The following is a 26,211-nucleotide window of genomic DNA, read 5'->3' as shown; positions in this document are numbered from 1 at the left end:
TTTATACTTTTGCAGGTCTTTTCACCAAACTGATAAAGCAAAGTACAGCGAGCACTTCGGCTACCAAAATAACCACACTCATCGGCACAGCAGTCAGCCCACTACCAAGTCCCACTAATGGAGAAGCCGCTCCACCTAATAGAAGTGGAAGCAGTCCTAACAGCGCAGAAGCGCTTCCTGCGGCGTTGCCCTGACTTTGCATCGCGAGTGAAGTCGATGTAGCTCCTACAGAGCCTACACAAGACACAACAAAGAATAACATCGCAGCAATAGGGAACAGTCCACCACCAGCCAGCGCAATAATCAATAACAATAAAGCAGCTGTAAAAGCGATCCCTAGACTGATTTTCAAAATAGCCAATTCGCCATATTTACCAGATAGACGACCTGCTAATTGAGCGAAAATGACAATGCCTAATCCATTCATAGCAAAAAACAAACTAAATCCTTGTGCAGATACACCGAATATCTTCTGCACCACAAAAGGAGAACCTGCAATATAAGCAAACATTGCGGCGGTAATAAAAGCTTGTGATAAAGCGAATCCGATAAAATGACGATCTTGGATCAATCGTCCAAATGTACGCAGTGTGGAGCTTAGTCCACCAGAAGCTTTACGTTCATTGGGTAATGTCTCCGGTAAGCCAAACAACACCATAAATAACATCACTGCCCCGATAACCGCTAAAACAATAAAAATACCTTGCCACGGTACAAATTTGAGCAATGCGCCCCCGATAATTGGAGCAGCGATTGGAGCTACACCGTTAATAAGCATCAAAAGCGAGAAGAACTTGGTGAGTTCATGCCCTGAGTACAGATCACGTACTACAGCACGCGAGATCACAATGCCAGCAGCTCCTGTCACGCCTTGTATAAAGCGTAGTACAATCAGTAGACCGATACTTTGCGTTAATGCACAGCACAGCGATGCTACGGTATATAAGATCAATGAGATGATCAGCGGAGCACGTCTACCTTTTACATCGCTTAGTGGCCCGACAAGTAATTGTCCGAATGCCAGACCGAGCAGGCAAGCAGTTAGACTGAGTTGTGCCAGCGAAGCATTGGTATTCAAATGTTCGGCTAGCGTAGGCAAAGCAGGTAAGTACATATCAATTGATAATGGAGCAAACGCAGATAAAGAACCTAAAATCAAAGCAATCCATAACCGTTTCGAACGGGTTAAGGAAGATGCTGTTAAAGGTTGATTAGATGAAGCTTTGTTCATTAATGTTCTCATTCCTTTCTTCTATCACCGCATAGTATATGCGACTATATTTATATTTTAGCTAATGGATGTTCAGACAAATAGATCGCTATACATCCTTACAATAGTATTTAGTGTAAACGAATAAAGTATAGTAGGAAAGCCTAATATTTCGGTATGCATTAATTCGTGCTATAATAAATCCCAAAAGATTGTAACATCCTGAAAGCCAATTACACCCGAGGAAGGAAGGTCAACTATCTTGTCCACTAAAGCCAAACAACCGAAACCTGAATGGATCAAAATCAAGATGACCAATGACAGTAACTATCAGGAAATTAAAAGTATGATGCGTTCCAAAACTCTTCATACCGTCTGCGAGGAAGCACGCTGTCCTAACATTTATGAGTGCTGGGCGAATCGTACAGCTACTTTTATGATTTTGGGAGATATTTGTACACGTGCTTGTCGTTTTTGTGCAGTCAATACGGGGATGCCTACGGAGCTTGATTTGCAAGAGCCAGAAAGGGTTGCGGAAGCGGCTGAAAATATGGGGCTTCAACATTGTGTAATTACAAGTGTAGCCCGTGATGATCTGAAAGATGGCGGAGCACATATTTTTGCGGAAACGATTCGTGCAGTTCGCAAGCGTTTACCACTTTGTAGTGTGGAAGTATTGATCCCTGACTTTATGGGAGATATTGATTCACTAAAAATTGTTATGGATGCTAAACCGGATATTCTAAATCATAATATTGAAACAGTGGAACGGATGTCTGATCGTGTTCGTGCAAGAGCTAAATATCCTCGTTCTATGGAATTGTTACGTAACTCCAAAACACTACAACCTTCGATTCCAACCAAATCTAGTATTATGCTAGGTGTAGGTGAGGAATGGGATGAAATTTTAAAAACAATGGATGACCTTCGTGCCATGGATTGCGATATTATGACGATTGGACAATATTTGCAGCCTTCACCAAAACATTTGGATGTGGCTAAATATTATACTCCTGATGAATTTGCAATTTTAAAAGAAGAAGGATTAAAGCGTGGATTCAGTCATGTTGAGTCTGGTCCGCTTGTCCGTAGTTCCTATCATGCGCATGAACAGGTTCAATCCGCATCGAAGTCGAAGGAAACCTCGACGGTCTAAATGCTGAAAGGCGGGAGAACCTTGATTCAAATCGGCGGTAAAACATACGAAATTATTAAAGAGCATCGTGATGGTTGGAATGCAGAAATATTCCGTGAACGATATAGTGAAGTATTGGATCGGTATGATTATATTCTAGGAGACTGGGGTTATAATCAATTGCGTCTCAAAGGATTTTATCGTGATGGACATCCCAAAGCCGGTAAAGATACTTCTTTATCCAGCTTGACTGAATATATTAATGAATACTGTAACTTTGGTTGTGCTTATTTTGTATTGCAAAAAACAAAAGAAGTTGCAGAGCCACCGAAGCCAGCTAATGGAGAAAAAGCAGAAAAGTCTGAGAAATCCGAGAAATCGTCTAGAGGACAAGGAAATCATTCCAAAAAAGATAAGCAGGATAAAGCAGCTTCCAAAGCTGTGCCTGCCTCTGCTCCAGTCGTGCCTGCAACTCCGGTAGCACCTGTTGTTGAAACAGTAGAAGTACCTGTTACAGAAAAGCCTGTAGAGCCTTCTACAGAGCCTGTACAACCTTCATCTGTAGAAAGTCATACAGAAGTCGAGACAGACGTAAAACCAAGCGAAGAAAGTTCCAAATCTTAATTTCCTCGTTTAACACAAAAAGCTTCCAACTCCACAATCACAGTGGCGTTTGGAAGCTTTTTTTAGATACAGCTAAAGTCATATGGTATTACCGTTCTTATTTATCCTAGAAATGATTGACGTACACGATTCCAAAATGGATAAGGACGATAACGTGCAAAGCTTACTTGCTTTTTGGAAACCTGACAACGAATAGAAATCAGATCATCAAATGACATATTTAAATGATCCATTGTCAATTGTAGCTTTTGTGGTTTGCGTGAATGAATATCACAATGGTGATGCTTGGGTAACATTAACGAAGAACCGAGTGTACGATAAATTCGGTTATTGATCGAAGCAATCTCAGCGATCTGAAGAGCTTCAATCGTTGGATGTACCATAGCGCCACCAAGTGCTTTGTTATACGCAGTACTTCCCGAAGGTGTAGATACACAGATTCCGTCACCACGGAACATTTCAAAAATCTCATCGTTGATATCGACTTGAGCGACAACTGTCGTTCCGTCTACCCCTTTGAGTGTAAATTCGTTAAGTACCGTATGATGAGTTGTTCCGCTCTTGGTCTGAATATCCAATTCAATTAATGGATATTTGACGATTTTGGGATGACGATCTGATGTTGATGACTCACCCGCCATAAAATTAACCAAATCAGCCAATTCATCTGCTTTCCAGTCAGCATAAAATCCTAAATGTCCGGTATGAATACCGACAAATGCTAAATCTGGGATATGATCGATAAATGTGTGAAACGCATGAAGCATAGTTCCGTCTCCACCAATAGATACGACGATCTCTGGTGATTCAGCATCTAGCTGAAATCCGCGTTCGGCAGCAAGCTTATGGAATTGCTCGCTCAGTTCGATAGATAATTGATCTCCACGATCAAGCACATAGTATCTCAAGTTTGGAAAGCTCCTTTGTCCTTTATCGTTAAATCCTTTGTAAATATACTCACCTTCGATGATAATCAATTCTTGAGCGGAACACAATGTTTAACTGTAAATCTATTTTAAAATAAATAGGGTTTAGTCATATGACTGATACATAACCGACATAATGTAGGCTTCTGTAAAGAGTTTGTAATCTAATTGTTAAAGAAAGCGTTTGCAAAAAGGGTTATATTCTGCAAAAAGGTATGATAAAATAAAGGTATAAATGGTCGTCGGAATTGTCAATGATTGTTAGTACACACTTAGAATGGAGTGATGAACATGACTACAAGCATTCTTGCCGGTATTCTCGTATGTCTATTCGTGTACGTCATTCGTGCTTCTTTTGTTCAATCTGGTGAAGAAGATCGAAGCATGTATTGACCTAGACCGCACTTGTATTTTACATTATATTTTTTTCATATATTATACATTGATTAAAGACGCTAAAGAAATCTTTGGCGTCTTTTTTATGATATAATTTGACACATGACGTATAGAAAGAAAGTTGGCGAGCGATAGTGAAATTTGATCAATCTTTGTATGTATTGCTAGGCGAAGCAGATGGAATCAAGCGCTTGGTCGAAGCTTTTTATCCTAAAGTACAGCGTGATCCTTTAATTGGTCCGCTTTTTCCTGAAGATATCAATCCTGTGATGGAGAAACAATATATGTTTCTTTCTCAATTTTTCGGAGGGCCAGCGCTTTTCTCTGAAGCTTATGGTCATCCGATGATGAGAGCGCGTCATATGGCGTTTCCGATTACCGATGAAAAAGCAGATGCCTGGTTAGCCTGTATGAATGAAGCTTTGAAGGAGCTAAATATTGAAGACGAATTACGTGTATTTGTGGTAGATCGTTTATCAGGACCGGCTCATCATTTTGTAAATACGCATTAATTTGATTTGGGGGAAGTGGGTTAGATGGAGGGGACAACAGAGTTAGAGCCGTTATATACGATAAAAATCACCTGTCCACAGTGTGATGAAGAATTCAAAACAAGTCGTGTTCGTCCAAGTATGAAAAGAGCTTCCAGACGTGACTCTGACTTTTGTGCTTATTATCAGCATGAAAATCCTGATTTTTATGTTGTACGGATGTGCCCGCATTGTGGATTTGCATCTACTGAAAATTCACAAGCCACATTAACAGATCGTCAGCGTGAACTGTATATGGAGCAGATCGGCAGTCGATTGATCAAGCGTGATATGGGTGGACATCGTACTAGAGAGCAAGCGTTAGAATCTTACAAATTCGCATTAATGTGTGCACAAGCCATCGGGGATCGAGAACGCATCATAGCAAGCTTTCTTCAACATATTGCTTGGATTCATCGCTATGGTGGTGAAACAGAGCAAGAACTTCGCTTTTTACGCTATTGTCTGGATTCTTATATTAAAGTGTATCAGATTGAAAGTGTTAGTGGTGGGGATGCCAAGTTATTATATCTGATCGGTGAATTACACCGCCGACTTGGTGAATTTAACGAAGCGGTTAAATGGTTTTCGCGTGTTATTCATGATAAACGGATTACAGACTCGGCGATGATTCGAGCTTCGCGTGAACAATGGGCTCTATTGCGAGAACAAATGTTATCCAAAAACATGGATTTGCCAGAGGAAATGAAAGAATCATAAATCACAAATAGCGGGCACTCTAATGATCTTTAGAGTTGTCCGCTATTATTACAATATCTATACATATGCGATCGAATATTAGTGACGAAGGACTGTATCTGCTAACAAATAATCTGAATCGGTATCTAACAAAGTGATTCGATTACTGCAACAAGGGAACACCAGTAATTTTTTTTTGCCTTCATGGATCGAAATTAACTCTTTTGGTTTGAGTGGTAAAATTATATTTTCTGCCTGACAAAATGGACATTCATGAACATAAATATCATTCATAATAATGTCGTAAGGCCAGGTCTGATTAAAAGGAATCATAATTATTCGTTGCCGCCTTTTTCGTCTTCTTTTGCCAGTTCAGCAATTTTTTGAAGCAGGATATGCTTGGGCATATGCATCAGTTGTTCTAAAGGTACATTCAGCTTTTCCGCCAATTTGACTGCGGTATCTGCTGAGATCTGTAGTGGTTGCATAAAGCTTCCCTCCTATCTTGGAATATGATGATTTAGAGTATACTATACTTATACCCACTTGACGATGGTACAGTAAATCAAGCATTATATTTGTTATGATTTATACATAGATTTGAAATTGTAGCCAATAATCGGCATACTTGTAGCTACAAGCAAAATAATCAATTATTCCAACATATGTCTATTCACAGGCAGATACAGAAAGGTGTGCTATGATGAACCATCCTATTCAACCTACATGGAATTTAGAAACGATTTTTGCTGGAGGTTCCAGTTCAGAACAATTGCAGACTTTTTTGCAAACATTATCTCAAGATATTCAAGCATTATATCAGCAATTAGAGTCGATGACAGCACCTCAAAATGTTACAGAGACTGAACAATATGATAGATTGTTAGATCAACTACAAGCTACACGTATTCGTCTGCGTGAAGCCTCTTCTTTTGTCGGTTGTCTGACAGCTCAAGATCAAACAGATAAAGAAGCAAATCGTCTGGGATCATCAATCTCTACGATGTCCGCTAATCTGCAAGGCGTATTTGTACGTTTCCATAGCTTACTAGCTGCAACAGCAGATGATGTCTTCCAGCAATGGGTCAGTCGTCCTGAGATTGCACCGATTTCTTTTTATCTGACAGAGAATCGTTCACTAGCGCGAGAGAAAATGGCTCCAGAACTGGAAGGATTGGCGTTAGATCTTGGTGTGGATGGTTATCATGGTTGGAGTAAATTATATGATACGATTGTAAGCCATATCCAGATTCCGTTTGAACAAGATGGCAAAACAGTGATGTTATCCGCAGGTCAAGCAGCTAATAAAATGAACGATACCAATCGTGAAGTACGCGAAGAGATGTTCCGTAAATGGGAAGAAGCATGGGGCAATGCCGAAGATTATTGCGCCGATACGCTTAATCATCTTGCCGGCTTCCGCTTGAAATTATATGAACGTCGTGGCTGGGAACAAGTGTTAAAAGAACCGCTAGCGATTAACCGAATGTCTGACCAAACGTTATCAGCGATGTGGAATGTAATTGTGCAAAATAAACCGGTGTTTGTCGATTATCTAAAACGCAAAGCGCAAATTCTAGGCGTTGATCAATTGAGCTGGAATGATGTAGATGCACCAATCAGTACGGTAGATAGTCATGTCGATTATGATGATGCTGCCAAAATTATTGTTGATCAATTCCGCAAATTCAATCCTGAAATGGCTGATTTTGCAGAACATGCTTTTAATCAACGCTGGATCGAGGCTGAAGATCGTGCTGGCAAGCGTCCAGGCGGGTTCTGCACGTCTTTACCATTAAGTAAAGAAACACGTATCTTTATGACTTACAGTGGCACAGCATCCAATGTGTCGACGTTAGCGCATGAGCTAGGACATGGATATCATCAACATGTGATGAACGATCTGCCTGCATTTAGCCAGGGGTATGCAATGAATGTTGCCGAGACAGCTTCTACATTTGCTGAAATGATCGTAGCTGATTCTCTAGTGAAACAAGCTCAAAATGAAGAGGAAAAAGTGTCTTTGTTAGAAGATAAAATTCAACGTAGTATCGCATTCTTTATGAATATTCATTCACGTTTCTTATTTGAGACACGTTTTTACGAGCAACGTCGTAGTGGTACAGTAAGTACAGATGAACTTAATCGCTTGATGGAAGAAGCACAACGTGAAGCCTATTGTGATACATTGTCTTCATATCATCCACATTTCTGGGCATCCAAGCTTCATTTTTATATTACAGGGGTACCTTTCTACAATTATCCGTATACATTTGGATATATGTTCAGTACAGGCATCTATGCACTAGCTCAGCAAGAAGGAGCAAGCTTTGCTGCGAAATATGATGCACTATTGCAAGATACAGGGCGTATGAGCGTAGAAGAGTTAGCACAAAAACATTTAGGTGTAGATCTGACTCAACCGGACTTCTGGCAAAATGCGATGAATGTAAGTATTGCTGATGTCGAATTATTTATGAATATGACCGCTGAACAGGTCAACAAGTAATCTGCTAGACTAGCATAGATAATCAATAATAAGCATAAAATAAATAAAAAAAGATATTCACGTTGTGTTCTTGATCGAAAAGAATGCAGTGAATATCTTTTTTTATTTAAATCATATCAACCTAGTAAAATCCAATTATTCCGTTAAATAGTGAATAAAATCGTAGGTAAATATAGGAATAATAATCGATTTTTGTCGAATAGTAGTAAAAAGTACCTAATTGTTAAAAATAGTATTGATCAGACTTTAAATTGGCACTATAATGAGTCAGAAGTCCTACATTAACAAGTGTTTTAGAGAGAGGAAGGGGAAAAAATGCCTAAGAACGATCTAGTTTCTCTAGCGAGACAACTCGACATCGTGTTCAAGGAGCTTGAAAATGAATTGACCAATTTGGATTCGGGTACTGTATTTATTCAGATCCGTAACAACACTGTTGGTAAATTCGGTATTAAACACAACCCGATCGCAGGAAGAAATGGGGAGTGGAACGGGCCAGAAGAAGGATTAAGCAGTATTCAGATCAAATCGTTTCGACAAATGGCAATTGAATCGCTAAAATTCAAAAATCATTGGACGCATGGGGAAATCAGTTACGAATTTGCTATTCGTAAAGGAATGATTGCGGTCGATACTACGATTGAATCTAACTACAATATGGCTAACCACATGATTCGCTATCCAAGAGCTACATACAGCGAAGTACAATCAGAGTTGTCCTAATATCGACGAAGCAAGCTTACAGCAAGATATTCCGAGCTTTATTTAGATCATCATGTTTACTGCACTCATACCTTATATATGTTATAGAACTCTACAGAAGTACGACGTGAATCTGCACGTCACTATATATTCGATGAATCTTTATAAGAAGGAATAGCAATATAATAGCAACACGAAAAAAGATGACTCCGATAAGAGTCACCTAGGCGTGTAGATACTTATCTAGCGATAAGTAATCTGCACGTTTTTTCGTTATGTTCGTTATGATAGAGATTTTTAAAATTATTTATCTCATCACGGTAGCTTACTTTTATTTCAGTTGAGTGTACTTTTCAATCACATCAATCTGGAGACTAAATTCAACAGGCTGTTCAGGAGCAACATCAATCAAGCCTGTGAAGTCTTGCGAATGTGTAGAGTTGGCTGCATCTGGCAATGTAGTATAAGGCTCAATACATAGATACTGATCACTTTCGCCTTTGGTATACAGTACCCAATATTTGAAATAATCAGGATCAGCAGAATAACGAATACCATAACCATCATCACGAGTTAATTCTGCACTGACCGGTCGCTTATCACCGATTCGAAGTAAATTATCCCAGTTCCGATTTGCCATATTCATACCTGTATTTAATTCTTCCCATTCATCCAAAGGCACTACTTCGCCCGTAGGAATCTGTTCGGCATCTTGCAACAACTGGTCGCTAACCGGAATCTTTAATGTCCAACGCTGTGGTTCACCATCTAATAAGAACCACGTATGTAGACCGAATCCAAATGGAGCAGATGTATCACCCAAATTGGTTATTTTCATACGTTGCATGAGTGAAGTACCTTGCAATTGTAATGTCATCTCTAAACGAAGTGGAATCGGATATTGACGCATCCAGTTCGGATCGTCTGCTGTTAATAATTCAGTTGTAATCGTGCAACCTTCATCATTCTCATCAATATCGGATACACGCCATGCCTGGGTACGGTGCAACCCATGAATATGATTGTCGTTGGCTGTATTTTGATCAAATTGATACGTTGTTCCACTATATTCGAAATGTCCACGACGGATTCGTCCAGGTGGCATTAGCATAGGCATGCCAAAGTGATACGGTTTTTGCAAATAAAAATCAAGATCACTTTCTTCCGGGCGGCGCAAAATCTCACGATTTTCTTGCAAGTCGCGAATGCCGATTACATTGTTACCGAGTCTTGGCAGCAATGTAACTTCTAACTGCTGACTTTTCAAAATATACGTGTCATAACCGTTCCATGTTCCTTTGGTTACTTTCATGGCGCTGCTCCCTCTTTCTGCATCGAAATATACATCCATGATAACAGATTTTGAGCGAAATTGGGATTTGACAATGTCACATTTGCCAATTATGATGAGATCTAAGAATACGATGACAGAGAGTAGTACGCAAAAAGAGCTTCTTCAGAAAGCTGATGGATGATGCGAATCAGCGGAGAACTTTTGCCGAATGGACTCTGGAGTGCTGTGCTGAACCGGACATCTGAGATAACATGAGGATGGGTCTGTAGTAGGTAGGTCGGTGGTTCGCCGTTATCTGAACACATTCAAGATTAAAATAATGCTTATAGAGTATATCCATATACGACTATATTATTTTGATGAATAAGGGTGGCACCACGGTCACACGTCCCTTGCAGGATGTGGGCTTTTTTTGTTTTCTAAAATAAGGAGGAACAATACATGAAAACGGTATTATCAGGTATTCAACCAAGTGGTTTGTTAACTATTGGTAACTATATCGGTGCAATGAAAAACTTTGTCGCACTACAAGAAGACTATAATAGTTACTTTATGGTAGTGGATCTGCACGCAATTACAGTCGCTCAAGAACCAGCAGCATTACGCGAAGCTTCAGAATCAGTAGCAGCATTATACTTAGCAGCAGGGCTTGATCCGGTAAAAGCAAATATTTTCTTACAATCACATGTTCCTCAACACGCAGAACTGGGATGGATTATGACGACACTTGCAGCGATGGGCGAATTGGAACGGATGACTCAGTTCAAAGATAAATCCGAAGGTAAAGATTCGGTAGGTGCAGGATTATTTGTATACCCGGCATTAATGGCGGCAGATATTTTGTTATACAATGCCGATCTGGTTCCTGTAGGTGACGATCAGAAACAACATTTGGAATTAACACGCGATCTAGCAGGACGATTTAATCATCGTTTTGGAGACTATTTTACAGTGCCAGAACCGTTTATTCCAAAAGTAGGCGCACGTATTATGTCACTGGATGATGGTACGAAAAAAATGAGTAAAAGTAATCCGAATGTAGGTAGCTTTATCGCATTACTTGATCCACCTGATGTGATTCGCAAAAAGTTAAGTCGCGCTACTACAGATTCAGGACGAGAAGTGATGTATGATCCGCAAAACAAGCCGGAGATCAGTAATTTGATGAGTATTTATTCTCAATTTTCAGGGCTTAGTTTGGGATGAAATAACAGCTAAATATGAAGGACAAATGTACGGTGGATTTAAAAAAGAACTAGCAGAGGTTGTCGTTGCAGGTCTAGAACCGTTGCAACAACGTTATCGCGATATTCGTGAATCTGGAGAAATTCATCAAGTTCTCCGCCAGGGTGCTGAAAATGCACAAGCCGTAGCGGAGAAAACATTGATAGCTGTAAAAGAACGGATGGGCTTTTTACCTGCTCAACGTTAATTTACAATAAAGATAGCTATATGCTAGACAGTAGGTGTTCCTGCTTGACGTTGACGTTTGGCTTTGGTGACAAATCCCCAACCGATATTACCGATAGCCACGACACCTAGCAATATGGCTAACCATGCAGAATAAGAGATAGCGATTGCACAAAACATTAACAATACAATAGAAGAGACGGCAAACCACAGCGAAAGACCTTTACTCATGATGGATAGCCTCCTGAATGATATGGTCCGATCATGCGGACACATGCTTGAATAATAACTACTTTCTATTGTGCCTGAGCAGACTATAAGGGTCAAGTCTCATTCTGAAATGAAATTCAATATATTTGAATAGACAGATAAAGTAATACCTGTAAAAGCCTGTACTTTCGGTAGAAATATCGATATGCAGGCTTTTTTAAATTCTAATTGATTATTATTCTCAATTGTGTTGAAATAAGAAAGTGTTACCGCCTGAATAGAGATGATGGACAGGTATAGGAGGTTTTTACAGATACAACTATGAATAGAATAAAAAGTATACAAGTGAGTGGCTTGTTTCTAGTTGCACTGATTATTTTGGTGCTATCGATATTTATGGCTGTTTCTTATGGAGCCAAATCATTACCGATCGCGACTGTCTGGGATGCTGTATTTCATTACGATTCTACGGTGACGGCACATCAAATTGTATATGATATTCGATTACCACGTGTGTTGGGGGCTGTTTTTACAGGTATGGCATTTGCTGTTGCCGGTGCTTTGATGCAAGGGGTAACCCGTAATCCTATGGCAGACACAGGGATACTTGGTGTGAATGCTGGAGCGGCTTTTGTCGTAGCATTATGTTTTGCCTTTTTACCTCAATTAGCTTATTCGTATCTGATGTTGTTATCGTTTGTAGGCGCAGCACTCACTACCTTACTCATTGTAGTGTTAGCATCATTTACTCCAGGTGGTCTAAATTCTTTGAAATTAACGGTTGCCGGGGCTGTGATTGCAGCGATGTTGCATTCATTAAGTACAGGGATTGCACTTTATTTTGGCTTGAGTCAAGATCTGGCTTTCTGGTATGCAGGTGGTGTATCAGGTGTGACATGGGAACATCTTCATCTATTGATTCCTATTGTGGTCGTGATTATCATCTGGACTATTACTATGGGGCGTTCGATCAGTTTTCTAGCGCTAGGTGATGAGACAGCTGTGAATCTAGGCATTCGTACAAAATCGGTAAAAGTATTGGCAATGATAGCAGCGGTAATATTAGCTGGTGCTTCTGTAGCAGTTGCAGGTTCAATCAGTTTTGTAGGATTGGTCATTCCTCATATTGCCAGACGCTGGATCGGTGTTGATTACCGGGTAGTCATTCCGTTCTCTGCATTGTTAGGCGCTATTTTATTAGTATGGGCTGACTTTGCTTCACGAATGGTTAGTCCACCGCAAGAATTTGCGATTGGTGCTATGGTTGCGCTAGTTGGGGTGCCATTCTTTCTTTATTTAGCACGTAAAGAAGGAAGGGGATTATAACGATGGATATTCAACAGTTGCAGGATCGCAAACAACGCCGGGCACTCTGGATGATGATCATTATGGTCGTTGCAGCTATGATGATCGTATTGATCAGTCTTAATACAGGCTCGATCCGATTATCGCCACTACGTGTGATGTGGACATGGTTAGGGCAAGGTTCTAAGATTGAAAATCTTATTATGTTTCAGTATCGACTACCTCGCATAGTAATCACTATGTTAGCAGGAATAGGTCTGGGGATTGCCGGAGCTGTTCTACAAGGGATATCCCGTAATTCACTTGCTGATCCGGGTATATTAGGAATTAATGCTGGAGCAGGATTTGGATTGATCATTTTTGTTTCCTTTTTTCGAACGATGGAAGGTTCTATCGCTTTGCTGATTCCTTTATTTACCTTTGGCGGCGGTGTATTGATTGCTTTTATCATCTTTATGTTATCGTATGACAGACAGCGGGGATTGCTTCCTATTCGCTTGATTCTTGTAGGGATCGCTGTGGCAGCAGGGATCAGTGCGATTACTTTGTTGCTGTCTTTGAAATTAGATCCAGATACATATGCTTTTGCAGCAACATGGTTAGCTGGAAGTGTATGGGGGCGAGATTGGATTCATGTATGGTCTTTACTTCCATGGATCATCATTTTGGTTCCCTGGGTATATCTACGTTCCAGAACGCTAGATATGTTTGTACTGGGAGATGAGATTACGACAAGTCTAGGTAACTCCACCACGAAAAGCCGGTTGGTGTTGCTATTATTAGCTGTCGGATTAGCTTGTGCCAGTGTGTCTATGGTGGGTTCAATTGGATTTATCGGCTTAATTGCTCCGCATATTGCAAGACAATTAGTAGGCGCTCGCCATCAATATATGATACCTGTAGCCGCGATGATTGGAATGATTATTATGCTAAGTGCTGATACGATCGGACGCTCCATTTTCCAACCGAATTTTGTACCGGCAGGCGTAGTTGTAGCATTAATTGGTGGCCCTTATTTTATTTATATTTTATTTAAGAAAACAGTCTAATGAAAAAAATGATTTTAACCATTAATGACTGAATATACATCTTGGAGGAAATACCGTATGAATATCAAAAATAGTTTAGTAACCAGTGTCTTTATAGCCATTATGATCTTGTTATCAGCGTGTGGACAACCAGCGGCTTCAACAACGTCTTCATCTACTTCCGGATCTTCTTCCAGTATGGTCAAAGAAGAAAATGGGGTTATCGTACATGATGCCAAAGCCAAAATTGCTTCTATGTCGATCCATATTACAAATAATTTGCTGGCATTGGGTATCCAACCGGCTGGTTCTGTTATCGGTGGCGATGTTAAAGACTTTTTACCACATGTAGCAGATCGTCTCAAAGGAACAACCAAATTAGGAGTTGTGACTGATCCTGATATGGAAGCATTGCTTGCTCTGCAACCAGATGTTATCTATATCGATAAAGAATACTCCGGTAAAGATATTGCCAAATTTGAGCAAATTGCACCTACGATTGTGATCGATATGGATAAAGGAACATGGCAAGATCAGCTTAAAGAAATATCAACACATGTAGGGCTTGAAAAAGAAGCCGATACATTTATTGCACAATACGATACCAAAGCAGCGCAAGTCAGCACATTGATTCATACCAAATTAGGAGCAGACGCTAAGGTGATGGCGATTCGAATGACACCTAAAGAATTACGTGTGATGAGTACAGCGCGTCCGCTAGGGCCGATTATGTTTGAAGATTTGAAGCTGAAGATGGCAAATGGATTAGATCAACTTTCAAAAGACGAGCCATATGAAGTCATTTCCAAAGAAGTGTTGCCTGATTTTGATGCAGATGCGATCTTCGTGATTATTAGCAAAGGAAATGATGCACAAACGAATTTTGATGAATTGGAAAAAAATCCGTTATGGCTGAACCTTAAAGCTGTTAAAAATAAACACGTATATGTATTGGATGGACAAAAGTGGCTTGATTATTCTTCTTTAGGACAACAAATGGCTTTGGAAGATGCAGAGCAATTATTTAGTAAATAAATTGAAGCTATAATGAATAAACAATAAACAAAGAACCTCTAATCAGAGTCTAGTCATATTCAGCATTACTGCTGTATATCTAGATAGATTAGAGGTTCTTTTGCATTTGTATCATTTAGTTATAGAAGTTAGCCTACATGTAGACCTAAGCGATCATTCATTTTGTCAGGGCTTAACCAACCTACATAAGAATCAATCGCATTGTAATTGTGATCCATCACTACTACACCTACGAAAGGATATTGACGACGATGGCGATAACGAACATCTGCCCAACGAACAATATAACCGGTAGATGTCTCTTCTACTTCTGAGACCGTGTACGATGAAAAATAAAGCAATGCACGAATATCGCGATGTTTGCGAGAAGCTTCAATCGCAGGATGATCCATAGATTCAATATAGTCTGCCCAGATTAACCGATCTGGACTGTACCATCCCATTCGATAACTGCCATCTTTTTTAGCATGAACGACATGCCAGCGACGTAGTGAAATCGTTGGAATCAATACATAATGTCCATCAGGTTCAGGAGAACGACCGTTTTCGATATCCAGTTCTTCTACTTTTTTCGTCAGAACAAAATGAGTTACAGTACGCCATACATAATAGAGTGCAATCACTACATAAAGGGTAATAAATAATGGAGCAGGTGCGACTAGACCTGTAATCCACAATAATAAAGCAAGAATATGAGTACTGAAGATAAACGGATCAAAAATGTTAATAATATTCCATGATATCCACTTATCGCTAAACGGTCTGACCGCTTGTGTCCCATACGTATTAAATAAATCGGTAAACACATGCACCATCACAGCAATAGCTGTCCATAACAGCACATGCCATATGCCGGCTGGATGAATCAACAGCGATGTACCTACACCAATCAACAATATCCATAACGCCATAAAAGGAAGAGAGTGTGACATTCCTCTGTGATTGCGTATATAGGTTGCATTATCTTTAAATCTCAAAATCGTATCAAAATCCGGTGCTTGTGAACCTACAATCGTAGCTACCATTACAGCAATAGCCAATCTTGGATCAGAAGCGACCACAGGATCCACATAAGCAAGTCCAGCAAGTCCAAATCCCATAGCAAAATGGGTGGCAGTATCCATTACAATTTCTCTCCTTTAGCGCTTGGCAATAAAAGCGCGACATCTTCTGATGTAATAAAAAATGATTTTTGTGTAACAAAATATCTTACGATAAGCGCTTGGCAGTAAAAGCGCGACATCTTCTGATGTAATAAAAAAGCTCTATACTTTATTGATATCGGCAACATTAGCAAATGGATTATAGCTATTTTACATGATATACGTAATAATTGCCTGTTCAGATTATGATAAACCAATTGCAAAAAGATGAATCTTTTAACCATGACACAGTCTGTCAATAAATTGTCATAAACGGCGATATGACAACGATGAATCCAAAAGACTTTTTATAATAGGTATGATAAAGTGAATAGTACCTATGGTGTATTCGGCAGGGCATGTGACCCTATTTTAAAGAAAGATTGTATGCTTTGCAAAAATGATGTTAAAGGTACTACAAGATATTGCGCTTATAGAGTTAAGCGCTAGGGAGGAACTTATCAGCGTGGATAAACAAATCAGTTATCAGACTTCTTCGGATTCCACAACATCCTCTACCGAACCTTCGCCTTCAGATCAACCGGTGACTTGGAGAGATTTTGTGACGCTTGCCAAGCCAGGGATTTTGAGATCGAATCTGATTGCGACCTTCGGTGGATTTTGGCTCGCTTCTGGTTGGAATGTAGATTACATCCATTTGTTATGGACATTGCTAGGTACGATGTTGGTGATGGCCTCTTCATGTGTGTTTAACAATTATTTTGATCGTGAGCTGGATACCAAAATGATACGCACACAAGATCGTGTATTAGCAACACGTCGTATCTCACCTTATATTGTGCTCTGGTATGCGATCATATTAGGTATACTCGGATTGACGGTACTGACATTATTTTCAGGTCTGCTTGCAGCGGCATTTGGTGTGCTTGGGATGTTTGTTTATGTGATCATCTATACACTGTGGTTAAAACGCTCATCTACATGGAGTACATCACTTGGCGGGATATCAGGAGCAATGCCACCAGTTATTGGATATGTAGCAGTTACCAATCATGTGGATCTAGGCGCGTGGTTATTATTTGCTATGTTATTCTTATGGCAACCACCACACTTCTGGGCACTCGGTATTCGCCGTGTAGAAGAATATCGAGCAGCAGGTTATCCTCTTTTGCCAGTCGTTAAAGGAATCCAACGCACAAAGTATCAAATGCTTCCGTATATTGCTTTGTTAATTCCTATTCCTATTTTGATGTATATGTACAACTATACAGGTATTATTTTTATGATCGTATCACTGGTGTTATCTGTATTATGGTTCGGGATGGCAGTAGCCGGATTTAGAAAACAAGACAATGACAAGTGGGCGAAAACGGCGTTTATTTTTTCGATTAACTATTTGACGATTAGTTTTATTATGATGATTATCGATACCGTTCATAAAGGATAAGCTTCTACCTCTAGAATGATAAAAAAAGAACACCACAGGAGAGACAACTCTATGTGGTGTTCTTTTAATATATGATGGGGTAAATAATATACTCTTCCAAGCCTGCTTTTTCTAATTGAGCGACAAGATATTCATCAGGGGTGCCTTCAACACCAGCATAACCACGTCTTGTGTACATATGAATAGCATCGGGAAACGTATCACGCAATACACCACGAATTTTTTTGCCAGCAGGATCATTGTCCATAAATAAATATACTTCATCATGTCCGATTTGTTTGCGTAGCTTTTCTAATTTTAAGGCATTGAGTGTTCCAAATGTACATTCTATGTGTACTTCTTCTTTTAATAAGCGGCGTAAGCGACTGCGATCATTTTTGCCTTCGACAATAATATGCATCGTATCACATCCTTCCAATTATTGTAATATATCAAAAGATAGCTTACGAAATGAAGCGATCTAGAGCGTTTGCTGACATATCATCTATACATCTTGTATAATGAACAAAGGTTATAGAGTAGGGTATGTATTATTACACAAATGCATTCATCATGAAAAATGAAAGTTGGAGGTTGAAGCTATGGATTGGCAAGTGTGGAGCGAGTTTTTCAAACAAAATTGGCTAATCATTCTGGTTGCCTTAATTATACTATTTCTAGTAATTAATCTGGTCAAAACGGTAATCAAATGGTTGATCGTGATTATTATTGCTGTCGCCTTGTTCATATACAGTGGGATTTCTATGGATCAAATTAAAGATACGGTATCCGGTGTAACCGAGCAGACCCTTTCAGCCTTACAGCAAGAAGCAACAGAAGTGATGAAAAAAGAAGCCGCTGATGCCAAATTTGAAAAAAATCAAGATGGTACGTATACGATTCGCACCACCAATCTTGAAGTATTAGGAACACCTGGTAAAAACACAGTAAGTGTTACTTTCCGCGGGGTGTCTTTGGGTGAATGGGATGTGAAGGGAACGATGAAATCTTTTATAGAAGAAGCTAAATCGAACGCTGGCACATCAGGTAACCCTTCTTAAATAGCATGATCAAAATGTAGGGGGACCTGTATGACGATGAATGAATTGTCCACGTTTTTCGATAGCAGTCCAGTATCGGTTTTAATATATGTCATTATAGTATTCTCTATTATTCAAGGAATACGTCATGGTGCAGTACGTTCAGCAGGGCGATTGCTCTCATGGGCTGGACGTACATTGTTAACCGTGTTAGCACTTGTATTAGCTGCTCCTTTTGCGTTGTGGGCTTCTCCTTATGTGCAGTCCTGGGCGCAAAGCGTATCTTCTGTGACACCGGAAGGTCAATTGGAATGGTGGCGTGAAATGTATTACTCAGCGATTTATTTGATCTCTGAATTTTCGTTGTTACGTTTTATTGTGTTATTTGTTTTGAGTTATGTAGTAGCCAGTATCGCTTTTTCATTGCTAACCGTCTTGCTTTTACCGGAAAAATGGAGCCGTGGCTCTATGGGGGGAGAACCTAAGCGTTCTTCATGGCTGAATCGTTTAGCAGGTGGAGGTATAGGACTGCTTAACGGAGCAGTTCGGTCTATTATGGTTATTTTGATTTTATTTATCGTGGTCAGTCTTTATCCAAGTACAACTGTAACTTCATATGTAGAAGGTTCTGCGTTGTATCGGCAAAGTGTATCCACTGTGATTAAGCCGTTAACCGGTTCTTTTGTAGCTGATACATTACCTGTGTTCACCAGTGCAGTGGAGAAAGAGTTAACCGGTATTTTTCAACGCAAATATGATGTCGTTGATCGTAGCATTCCGTCTGATATTGAAGATGCGGCAGCAGCGATTGTAGCCAAAGGAACAAGCACAGAAAGCAAAGCTCGTTTGTTATATGAATGGGTAGGCTCACGGGTCACTTATGATTATAGTAAAGTCGAAAATTATGAGCAACGCGGAATCTGGCATGAACAAAATCCTGAAGAAACATTTGCTACTCGTAAAGGGGTATGTATCGATTATGCTCGGTTGTATGCTGTAATGGCACGTTCTCAGGGAATTGATGTAAGAGTGGTTACAGGTCTTGGTTATAATGGACAAGGTGGTTATGGTCCTCATGCGTGGAATCAAGTGTATTTACCGGATTCAGCACAATGGGTTCCTCTTGATCCAACATGGGCTTCCGCAGGCGATTGGTTTAATCCGCCCAAATTCGCAGAGACTCATATTGAGCAAAGTGTGTTGTAAAAGAGCGAAAATATTCAACAGCAGGTTGTCTATGGTATGATAAAAAAAGTTCAAATGTCGCCTCGTTTTATAGTTGATGTACAGAATGACAGGCATCATGTAGTGCCGTAAGAGAAAGGGAAATGTTACAACATGAATAAATCGGGTATGGACGATCCGTCAAAGCGCGAGTTGAAAAACCAACGTCAGTTTTCGATTCGGCTGAATGTGTTTTTCTTTGCGACTTTTATCATTTTTAGTGTCTTAATTGTTCGTCTGGCGGTATTGCAGTTCGTAGAAGGTCCAACGTTGAAAGAAAAAGAAGCAAGTATTTCGAGTAAAAGTACGCCTATTCCACCGATCCGTGGCAATATTATGGATGCATCTGGTGAAAAAATTGCTTATTCTACGTCGTCTCAGTCTTTATATTTTACTTTGGAAAAAAACTATTCTTTAGCAAAAAATAAAGACGAATTATATGGCATTGTGAGTAAGCTCAAAAAGGTATTCAATCAATACGGTAATAAAGATGAAACGATGACCGCAGATCAGATCATCGAAGCGATGGATATTACGTATCGCAAAAACTTCGGTTATACGCCGCGTCGGATCAAAAAAGATTTGACCAATGAAGAGATCGCTTATTTCCTTGAACATAAAGATCAATTCCCGGGAATTGAGATTGTAGAGGAAAGTGTTCGGCATTATGATACCGATCGTGTCGCTGTGCAGACAGTAGGTTACTTGTCTTCTTTTGCCGGTGTTCGTAATACGATGGATCATTATAAAAACAAAGCGAGATTAGAAGATCCTCAAGAAAAATATCTAGATACCGAATTCGTCGGTGTAGATGGTATAGAATATGCGTATCAAGATGATCTACGTGGTAAAAATGGTCTCAAAACAACGCCTGTGAATGCGATGAATATTGCAAGTGGTCGTACTGAACTGACTGCCCCTGAAAAAGGCAATAACGTATGGATGACCATTGATAAAAATGTACAAAAAACAACGCAACAAGCGATTACTGATCAATTGTCGTTCCTTCACTCTTATCGCAGTGGTTCCTCTTACGCACCTAATGCCCAAACAGGATATGCAGTAGCGATGGAAGTGGATACCGGAAATATTGTCGCTATGGCAAGTATGCCTGATTATGATTCCAATGTATGGGAAAGTATGACGGACGACAAATATAAAGATATTCAGCATTACTATGCTAACGGAGCGATTCGTGAAGTGTACCGCGAAGGACATGCTTCTTCAATGGTCTTAATGGGTTCGGTTATTAAGCCGTTAAGTGTTCTGGTAGGATTGAAAGAAGGATTATTCACACCTTATAGTGGTTATCAAGATATTGGATTTGCTCAGTTTGGTAAAGCAGGATACGAATCCAAAGTACGTAACTCTAGCAATCACGTCTACGGTTATTTGACTCCTTCTACTGCCATCGAACATTCATCGAATGCATTTATGGTCGATATGGTGGGTAAAAAGTTGTATACCAAATACGGTGGCGAATCTATTAATGTATGGGATAAATATATGAAAGAATTTGGTCTGGGCGTATCTACGAAAAGTGGACTTCCTTATGAAAGTGAGGGCTCAGGCGAATATATGAATCTTAAAGCTGCTGGTAGTGCGCAAGCAGCAATGGCATATGCTTCATTTGGACAACAAGGGAAGTATACGACTCTACAGTTAGCGCAATATGTAGCAACATTAGCGAATAAAGGCACACGTCTTAAACCTCAATTGGTAAGCAAAATTACCGATTCAGAAGGTAATATTGTACAGAAAACAAAAGCACAAGTGGTTAACCAAATCGATTTCCCGGATTCTTACTGGTCGACAATTAAGTCTGGAATGAAGAGTAAAGTATCTGGATTTGATGGTTTCCCTTATGATTATGCTCGTAAAACAGGTACATCGCAGCAATCAGTATATGGTCATTTAGTGGATAACGGTGTATTTATCGCTTATGCTCCACGAGATAATCCGAAGCTGGCAGTTGCTGTTGTAATTCCTGAAGGTGGATTTGGTGCACAAAGTGCGGCTCCAGTAGCTCGCAAAATCTTTGATGCCTATGATCAAGAATACGGATTAGATGGTATTCCGAAAAAAGTATCAGAAGCCAAAACAACCGATCAAGCAATAGATAGTAGTAATAATTAAATAGTAAATTAGCGTAATTGATCTAAATTGTAGCGTAGCGGGTTCCTTCTAAAGAGGAACTCGCTTTTTTGTTATCTTTTTGTAGTCTACATCTCGTTAACATATGTTAAAATGAAGAAAGAACAACATTATATGGAACGAAATACATAGGAGGTTCAACAACCCGAATGAAAAAGTGGAAAGATCAATCATCAGAGGACCTCGAAGTCAGTCATCGTAAGCAATTTTCGGTGCGTTTGAATATATTCTTTTTCTCTGTATTTGTTATTTTTAGTGTGCTTATTGTACGTTTGGCTATTTTACAATTCGTAGAAGGCCCAACATTGAAAGAAAAAGAAGCTTATGTTGCAAACGACATCACACCGATTGTACCTACGCGGGGTAATATTTATGATGCAACAGGAACCAAAGTTGCTTATTCTCTTTCGATGCAATCGTTATATTTTACACTGAGCAAAGATTATCGTTTGGATAAAAATAAGCCAGAGTTGTACCAAATTATTGGTGATCTCAAGCGTGTATTTAATAAATACGGTGATCCTGATCGAAAAATGACAGCTGCTGAAATCGAAAAAGAAATGGATATTAAATATATAAAAAACTACGGTTTTACTCCGCGCCGAATCAAAAAAGATTTGAGTAATAGTGAAATCGCTTATTTTCTTGAACACAAAGATCAATTCCAAGGGATAGAAGTAAGGGAAGAAAGTGTACGTGAGTATAGTAAAGATCAGTTAGCCGTACAGACAGTAGGTTATCTTAAAGCATTTTATGGTGTAAAAACTTCAATGAATAAATATAAAAATCGTGCTCGATTAACAGATGAAGAATCTCGTTATATAGATACTGAATTAGTAGGTGTAGATGGTCTTGAGTATACGTATCAAGATGAACTTCGCGGAACCAATGGTGTGAAAAAAACACCAATCAATGCACTCAATCGTGTAAATGGACGTGCTACTTTAACACCACCAGTTAAAGGTAATAATCTATGGATGACCATTGATAAAAACCTACAATTAGTTGCTCAGCAGGCGATCACAGATCAACTTGCGTATTTACATTCATATAGTAGTGGGAATGCGTATGCACCTAATGCCCAAACAGGATATGCAGTAGCAATGGAAGTGGAAACAGGGAATGTTGTCGCTATAGCGAGTATGCCAGATTATGATTCAAATATCTGGGGAAATGCCCCTAGCCAAGACCAGATCAATGAAATTCTATCTCGCTCTGCCAACGGGACAATTCGAGAAGTATACCGTGGCAAAGGAGCTTCATCGATGGTCTTGATGGGTTCTGTTATCAAACCGTTAAGTGTATTAATTGGAATGGAAGAAGGACTATTTACACCTTATGCTGGTTACTCAGATCGTGGATATGCAGAGTTTGGTAAAGCAGGTCATGAGACTCGTGTACGTAATGCATTAGGAGAGGTTCTTAATTATTTAACACCTACCACTGCTATCCAAAAATCTTCTAATGCTTTTATGGTCGATATGGTTGGTAAGCGTATGTACAACAAACATGGTGCGAAATCAGTCAACGTTTGGGACAAATATATGAAAGAATTTGGACTAGGTGTGACTACGGGAAGCGGACTTCCTTACGAAAATGAAGGTCGTGGAGAGTATATGAATATTGAAGCTGCTGGTAGTACACAAGCAGCGATGGCCTATGCTTCTTTTGGACAGCAAGGACGTTATACAACATTGCAATTAGCGCAATATGCTACAACACTTGCGAATCGTGGTAAACGTCTCAAACCTCAATTTGTAAGTAAAATTACAGATGCCGAGGGTAATGTAGTGAAAAAAATTCAACCAGAAGTATTAAATACCGTAAACTTCCCGGATGAATACTGGAATACCGTTATTCAAGGGATGCGAAGTAAAGTTCCTGTATTTGAAAATTATCGTTATGATGTGGCTCGTAAAACAGGTACATCGCAGCAATCGATTTATGGCAAATTAGTCGATAACGGAGTATTTATTGCTTTTGCTCCTCGTAACAATCCGAAGTTGGCGATTGCGGTTATGATTCCAGAAGGTGGATTTGGTTCTCGAAGTGCAGCTCCAGTCGCTAAAAAAATCTTCGATGCGTATGATCAATATTATGGATTAGATGGAGTACCTAAAGGTAAAGCTGTTACAGAAGAAACGACAACAGAATAAACAGATTAATACATTTACAAAAGGTGGATATCTATGAATTTTAATAAAAGTCCTGCTCATGAAAATGAGCAGGAAAAAAATCGGAAACAGTTTGCGATTCGGCTTAATATCTTTTTCTTTATAACGTTTATTGTATTTTCAATTATTGTGGTCAGATTAGCTATTATTCAATTTGTAGAAGGCCCTGAATTACGTAAAGTTGCTGAAGGAGATATTGTGAAAGAAGTTCCTCTTTTACCAACACGCGGAACCATTTATGATTCAAGTATGCAACCTATTGCGTACTCGGAACCAACACAATCATTATATTTAACATTAGACAAAGATTATAATCGGTCAGATCGTACACAAGAAGCGAAGCAGTTAGCTAGAAAGCTACAAAAAATATTTGATCAATATGGTGATCCTAACACCAAAGCATTAACAACAGTTGATATTTTTAAAGCTATGGATACTACATATGCCAAAGCAAATGGATATACTCCAAGACGTATCAAAACAGGATTATCCAATAAAGAAATTGCTTATTTTCTAGAACGTAGAAATGAATTTAAAGGGATCGAAATTGTAGAAGAAAACATTAGGCACTATGATACAGATACAGTGGCTGTCCAGACTGTAGGGTATTTGCGACCATTTGTCTCCTCAATGAGTAGAAATAAATACAAAAATATTCAGCGAAATTCAAGTGAAGATCCTGCCATGAAATATTCGGCTATAGAAAATGTAGGTTTTGATGGATTGGAACTGTTATATCAAGATGAACTCAGAGGAAAAAGTGGTTATCGCAGAGTGCCAATCAATCCCAAAAATATGGCTTCTGGACCGACAGAGCTGATTCCACCTGTTAAAGGGTCTGATCTGGTATTAACAATCAATAAAGAGATACAAGTAGCTACTGAAAAAGCGATTACAGAGCATACAGCCAAAATACGTTATTCAGGCACACGCGGAGTTAGTGCTCCTAATGCTGTAACGGGGTATGCAGTAGCCATGGAAATAGATACAGGTAAAGTAGTTACTATGGCAAGTATGCCTGATTATGATAGTAATATTTGGAGTAAAGATACACGTACTGAAAGTGAATGGAAAAATATAGAGCCTTACTATATGAATGGCGCTATTCGATCTGTCAATCGTCCAGGTGGTGGCGATCATCCTTCTTCGGTTGTTTTACTAGGGTCGACGATGAAGCCTTTATCTGTGTTAATTGGCTTAAATGAAAAATTGTTCACACTTGGAGATCGTTATAATGATCATGGTATTACCACATTAGGAAAAGAAGGATATGGCACTAAAGTACGTAATGCAAGTAGCCGAGCTTATGGACTATTAAGCCCTATTAGAGCTATATCTCATTCATCCAATACATTTATGGTGGATATGGTTGGTAAACGACTATATCAGAAATATGAAGGTAAACCAGGTGTAGAAGTATGGGATAAATATATGGAGCAATTTGGATTAGGTGTATCTACTGAAAGTGGACTTGCCGCAGAATATATAGGATACAAAGAATATATACATGAGATGGAATCTGGTAGTGCTCAATCTGCGCTAGCCTATGCTTCTTTTGGACAGCAAGGGAAATATACTACTTTACAGTTAGCTCAATATACAGCGATGTTGGCGAATCGTGGAGAACGGTTGAAACCACAATTTGTGAATGAGATTCGCAATGCAGATGGGAAAGTAACAAAAAAATTCAAAAAAGAAGTGCTTAACAAAGTAGATTTGCCTTCTCAGTATTGGGATGCGGTTCAATCAGGAATGCAAAGTGAAGTGGATGCGTTCAAAGGATTTCCTTATGATTATCGTCGCAAAACAGGAACTTCGCAACAACGGATGGCTACAGGTAAAACGATTGAAAATGCGGTCTTTATCGCTTATGCGCCTGCACAAAATCCGAAGTTAGCAGTGGCAGTTGTTGTTCCTGAAGGTGGTTATGGTGCTCAGGGGGCAGCTCCTATTGCACGTCAGATTTTTGAAGCGTATGACCAACAATATGGATTAGACGGTATTTCTAAAAAGAAACCGATTGTAGAAGCAAGTGGAGAAATAGATTCGCTAATTCGTTAAATAATAGGTCTTTACG

At 39.4% G+C, this 26,211-nt stretch carries 23 protein-coding genes, 1 pseudogene and 1 other annotated feature; of the genes and pseudogenes, 16 read left to right on the top strand and 8 right to left on the bottom strand.

Features of this window, described 5'->3' with window-relative positions; all coding sequences use genetic code 11:
• Position 1 precedes the first annotated feature (1 nt).
• Positions 2-1,243: a multidrug effflux MFS transporter gene (locus tag QE450_RS15345; protein ID WP_373461987.1), complete on the bottom strand. Its 1,242-nt coding sequence runs from the start codon at positions 1,241-1,243 to the stop codon at positions 2-4.
• A gap of 229 nt (positions 1,244-1,472) precedes the next feature.
• Between QE450_RS15345 and lipA the strand changes: the two genes are divergently transcribed.
• Both lipA and QE450_RS15335 read left to right on the top strand, forming a co-directional pair.
• Complete coding sequence (lipA, locus tag QE450_RS15340; protein ID WP_273613541.1) at positions 1,473-2,366, top strand: lipoyl synthase; 894 nt, start codon at positions 1,473-1,475, stop codon at positions 2,364-2,366.
• Positions 2,367-2,387: 21 nt separating this feature from the next.
• Complete coding sequence (locus QE450_RS15335; RefSeq protein ID WP_307300352.1) at positions 2,388-2,969, top strand: YutD family protein; 582 nt, start codon at positions 2,388-2,390, stop codon at positions 2,967-2,969.
• Positions 2,970-3,070: 101 nt separating this feature from the next.
• On the opposite strand, the gene QE450_RS15330 is transcribed toward QE450_RS15335, so the two are convergent.
• Positions 3,071-3,877, bottom strand: a complete 807-nt coding sequence (locus QE450_RS15330) for an NAD kinase (RefSeq protein WP_204826857.1) — start codon at positions 3,875-3,877, stop codon at positions 3,071-3,073.
• Between the two features lie 548 nt (positions 3,878-4,425).
• On the opposite strand from QE450_RS15330, the gene QE450_RS15325 reads away from it, so the two are divergent.
• Both QE450_RS15325 and QE450_RS15320 read left to right on the top strand, forming a co-directional pair.
• Positions 4,426-4,803: a globin domain-containing protein gene (locus QE450_RS15325; RefSeq protein WP_273613535.1), complete on the top strand. Its 378-nt coding sequence runs from the start codon at positions 4,426-4,428 to the stop codon at positions 4,801-4,803.
• A gap of 24 nt (positions 4,804-4,827) precedes the next feature.
• Positions 4,828-5,541 carry a DUF2225 domain-containing protein gene (locus QE450_RS15320; RefSeq protein WP_204826855.1) on the top strand — a complete coding sequence of 238 codons (714 nt, stop codon included), beginning with the start codon at positions 4,828-4,830 and terminating at the stop codon, positions 5,539-5,541.
• A 78-nt stretch (positions 5,542-5,619) separates the two neighbouring features.
• Here the strand turns inward: QE450_RS15320 and QE450_RS15315 are convergent, their stop codons facing one another.
• Entirely contained in the window at positions 5,620-5,853 is a 234-nt protein-coding gene (locus QE450_RS15315) for a hypothetical protein (RefSeq protein WP_273613534.1), read from the bottom strand.
• A 2-nt stretch (positions 5,854-5,855) separates the two neighbouring features.
• Entirely contained in the window at positions 5,856-6,008 is a 153-nt protein-coding gene (locus QE450_RS15310) for a YycC family protein (RefSeq protein ID WP_204826853.1), read from the bottom strand.
• Positions 6,009-6,223: 215 nt separating this feature from the next.
• On the opposite strand from QE450_RS15310, the gene QE450_RS15305 reads away from it, so the two are divergent.
• Both QE450_RS15305 and QE450_RS15300 read left to right on the top strand, forming a co-directional pair.
• Positions 6,224-8,029, top strand: coding sequence for a M3 family oligoendopeptidase (locus tag QE450_RS15305; protein ID WP_307300348.1), 1,806 nt, complete (start codon positions 6,224-6,226; stop codon positions 8,027-8,029).
• Positions 8,030-8,344: 315 nt separating this feature from the next.
• On the top strand, positions 8,345-8,752 hold the full coding sequence (locus QE450_RS15300; RefSeq protein WP_204826851.1) for an O-methyltransferase: 408 nt from the start codon (positions 8,345-8,347) through the stop codon (positions 8,750-8,752).
• Between the two features lie 310 nt (positions 8,753-9,062).
• On the opposite strand, the gene QE450_RS15295 is transcribed toward QE450_RS15300, so the two are convergent.
• Entirely contained in the window at positions 9,063-10,043 is a 981-nt protein-coding gene (locus QE450_RS15295) for an aldose 1-epimerase (protein WP_307300345.1), read from the bottom strand.
• 103 nt (positions 10,044-10,146) lie between these two features.
• Positions 10,147-10,421: a binding site (T-box leader), on the top strand.
• Positions 10,422-10,466: 45 nt separating this feature from the next.
• Between QE450_RS15295 and trpS the strand changes: the two are divergent.
• Positions 10,467-11,457: pseudogene (trpS, locus tag QE450_RS15290) on the top strand (tryptophan--tRNA ligase).
• A 23-nt stretch (positions 11,458-11,480) separates the two neighbouring features.
• On the opposite strand, the gene QE450_RS15285 reads toward trpS, so the two are convergent.
• A complete protein-coding gene (locus QE450_RS15285; protein WP_204826848.1) occupies positions 11,481-11,666 on the bottom strand; it encodes a hypothetical protein in 186 nt (61 codons plus the stop codon).
• Positions 11,667-11,966: 300 nt separating this feature from the next.
• On the opposite strand from QE450_RS15285, the gene QE450_RS15280 reads away from it, so the two are divergent.
• From QE450_RS15280 to QE450_RS15270, 3 genes are all read left to right on the top strand, one after another.
• Positions 11,967-12,971, top strand: a complete 1,005-nt coding sequence (locus tag QE450_RS15280; RefSeq protein WP_307300343.1) for a FecCD family ABC transporter permease — start codon at positions 11,967-11,969, stop codon at positions 12,969-12,971.
• Between the two features lie 2 nt (positions 12,972-12,973).
• The gene (locus QE450_RS15275; RefSeq protein WP_307300340.1) at positions 12,974-13,999 is read left to right on the top strand and encodes a FecCD family ABC transporter permease; all 1,026 of its coding nucleotides are present in this window, start codon (positions 12,974-12,976) and stop codon (positions 13,997-13,999) included.
• Positions 14,000-14,062: 63 nt separating this feature from the next.
• Entirely contained in the window at positions 14,063-15,013 is a 951-nt protein-coding gene (locus QE450_RS15270; protein WP_373462047.1) for an ABC transporter substrate-binding protein, read from the top strand.
• 128 nt (positions 15,014-15,141) lie between these two features.
• Here the strand turns inward: QE450_RS15270 and QE450_RS15265 are convergent, their stop codons facing one another.
• On the bottom strand, positions 15,142-16,137 hold the full coding sequence (locus QE450_RS15265; RefSeq protein ID WP_274171916.1) for a metal-dependent hydrolase: 996 nt from the start codon (positions 16,135-16,137) through the stop codon (positions 15,142-15,144).
• Positions 16,138-16,621: 484 nt separating this feature from the next.
• On the opposite strand from QE450_RS15265, the gene cyoE reads away from it, so the two are divergent.
• Positions 16,622-17,563, top strand: a complete 942-nt coding sequence (gene cyoE / locus QE450_RS15260) for a heme o synthase (protein WP_273613527.1) — start codon at positions 16,622-16,624, stop codon at positions 17,561-17,563.
• A 64-nt stretch (positions 17,564-17,627) separates the two neighbouring features.
• Here the strand turns inward: cyoE and QE450_RS15255 are convergent, their stop codons facing one another.
• Entirely contained in the window at positions 17,628-17,963 is a 336-nt protein-coding gene (locus QE450_RS15255) for a toprim domain-containing protein (RefSeq protein ID WP_273613526.1), read from the bottom strand.
• Positions 17,964-18,144: 181 nt separating this feature from the next.
• Here QE450_RS15255 and QE450_RS15250 point away from each other — a divergent pair, with 181 nt between their 5' ends.
• From QE450_RS15250 to QE450_RS15230, 5 genes are all read left to right on the top strand, one after another.
• Complete coding sequence (locus QE450_RS15250; RefSeq protein WP_273613525.1) at positions 18,145-18,603, top strand: ATPase; 459 nt, start codon at positions 18,145-18,147, stop codon at positions 18,601-18,603.
• Between the two features lie 30 nt (positions 18,604-18,633).
• Complete coding sequence (locus tag QE450_RS15245) at positions 18,634-19,788, top strand: transglutaminase domain-containing protein (protein WP_301263379.1); 1,155 nt, start codon at positions 18,634-18,636, stop codon at positions 19,786-19,788.
• A gap of 132 nt (positions 19,789-19,920) precedes the next feature.
• The gene (locus QE450_RS15240; RefSeq protein ID WP_307300330.1) at positions 19,921-21,942 is read left to right on the top strand and encodes a peptidoglycan D,D-transpeptidase FtsI family protein; all 2,022 of its coding nucleotides are present in this window, start codon (positions 19,921-19,923) and stop codon (positions 21,940-21,942) included.
• Positions 21,943-22,109: 167 nt separating this feature from the next.
• Complete coding sequence (locus tag QE450_RS15235) at positions 22,110-24,116, top strand: peptidoglycan D,D-transpeptidase FtsI family protein (RefSeq protein ID WP_307300328.1); 2,007 nt, start codon at positions 22,110-22,112, stop codon at positions 24,114-24,116.
• Between the two features lie 33 nt (positions 24,117-24,149).
• The gene (locus tag QE450_RS15230; RefSeq protein ID WP_307300325.1) at positions 24,150-26,195 is read left to right on the top strand and encodes a peptidoglycan D,D-transpeptidase FtsI family protein; all 2,046 of its coding nucleotides are present in this window, start codon (positions 24,150-24,152) and stop codon (positions 26,193-26,195) included.
• Positions 26,196-26,211: the final 16 nt, after the last annotated feature.

This window comes from Paenibacillus sp. SORGH_AS_0306 (assembly GCF_030819345.1).
GTDB classification, from domain to species: Bacteria; Bacillota; Bacilli; order Paenibacillales; family Paenibacillaceae; genus Saccharibacillus; species Saccharibacillus kyungheensis.
Note: the sequence above shows the minus strand (reverse complement) of the source record. Positions and strands in the feature narration are given on the sequence as shown.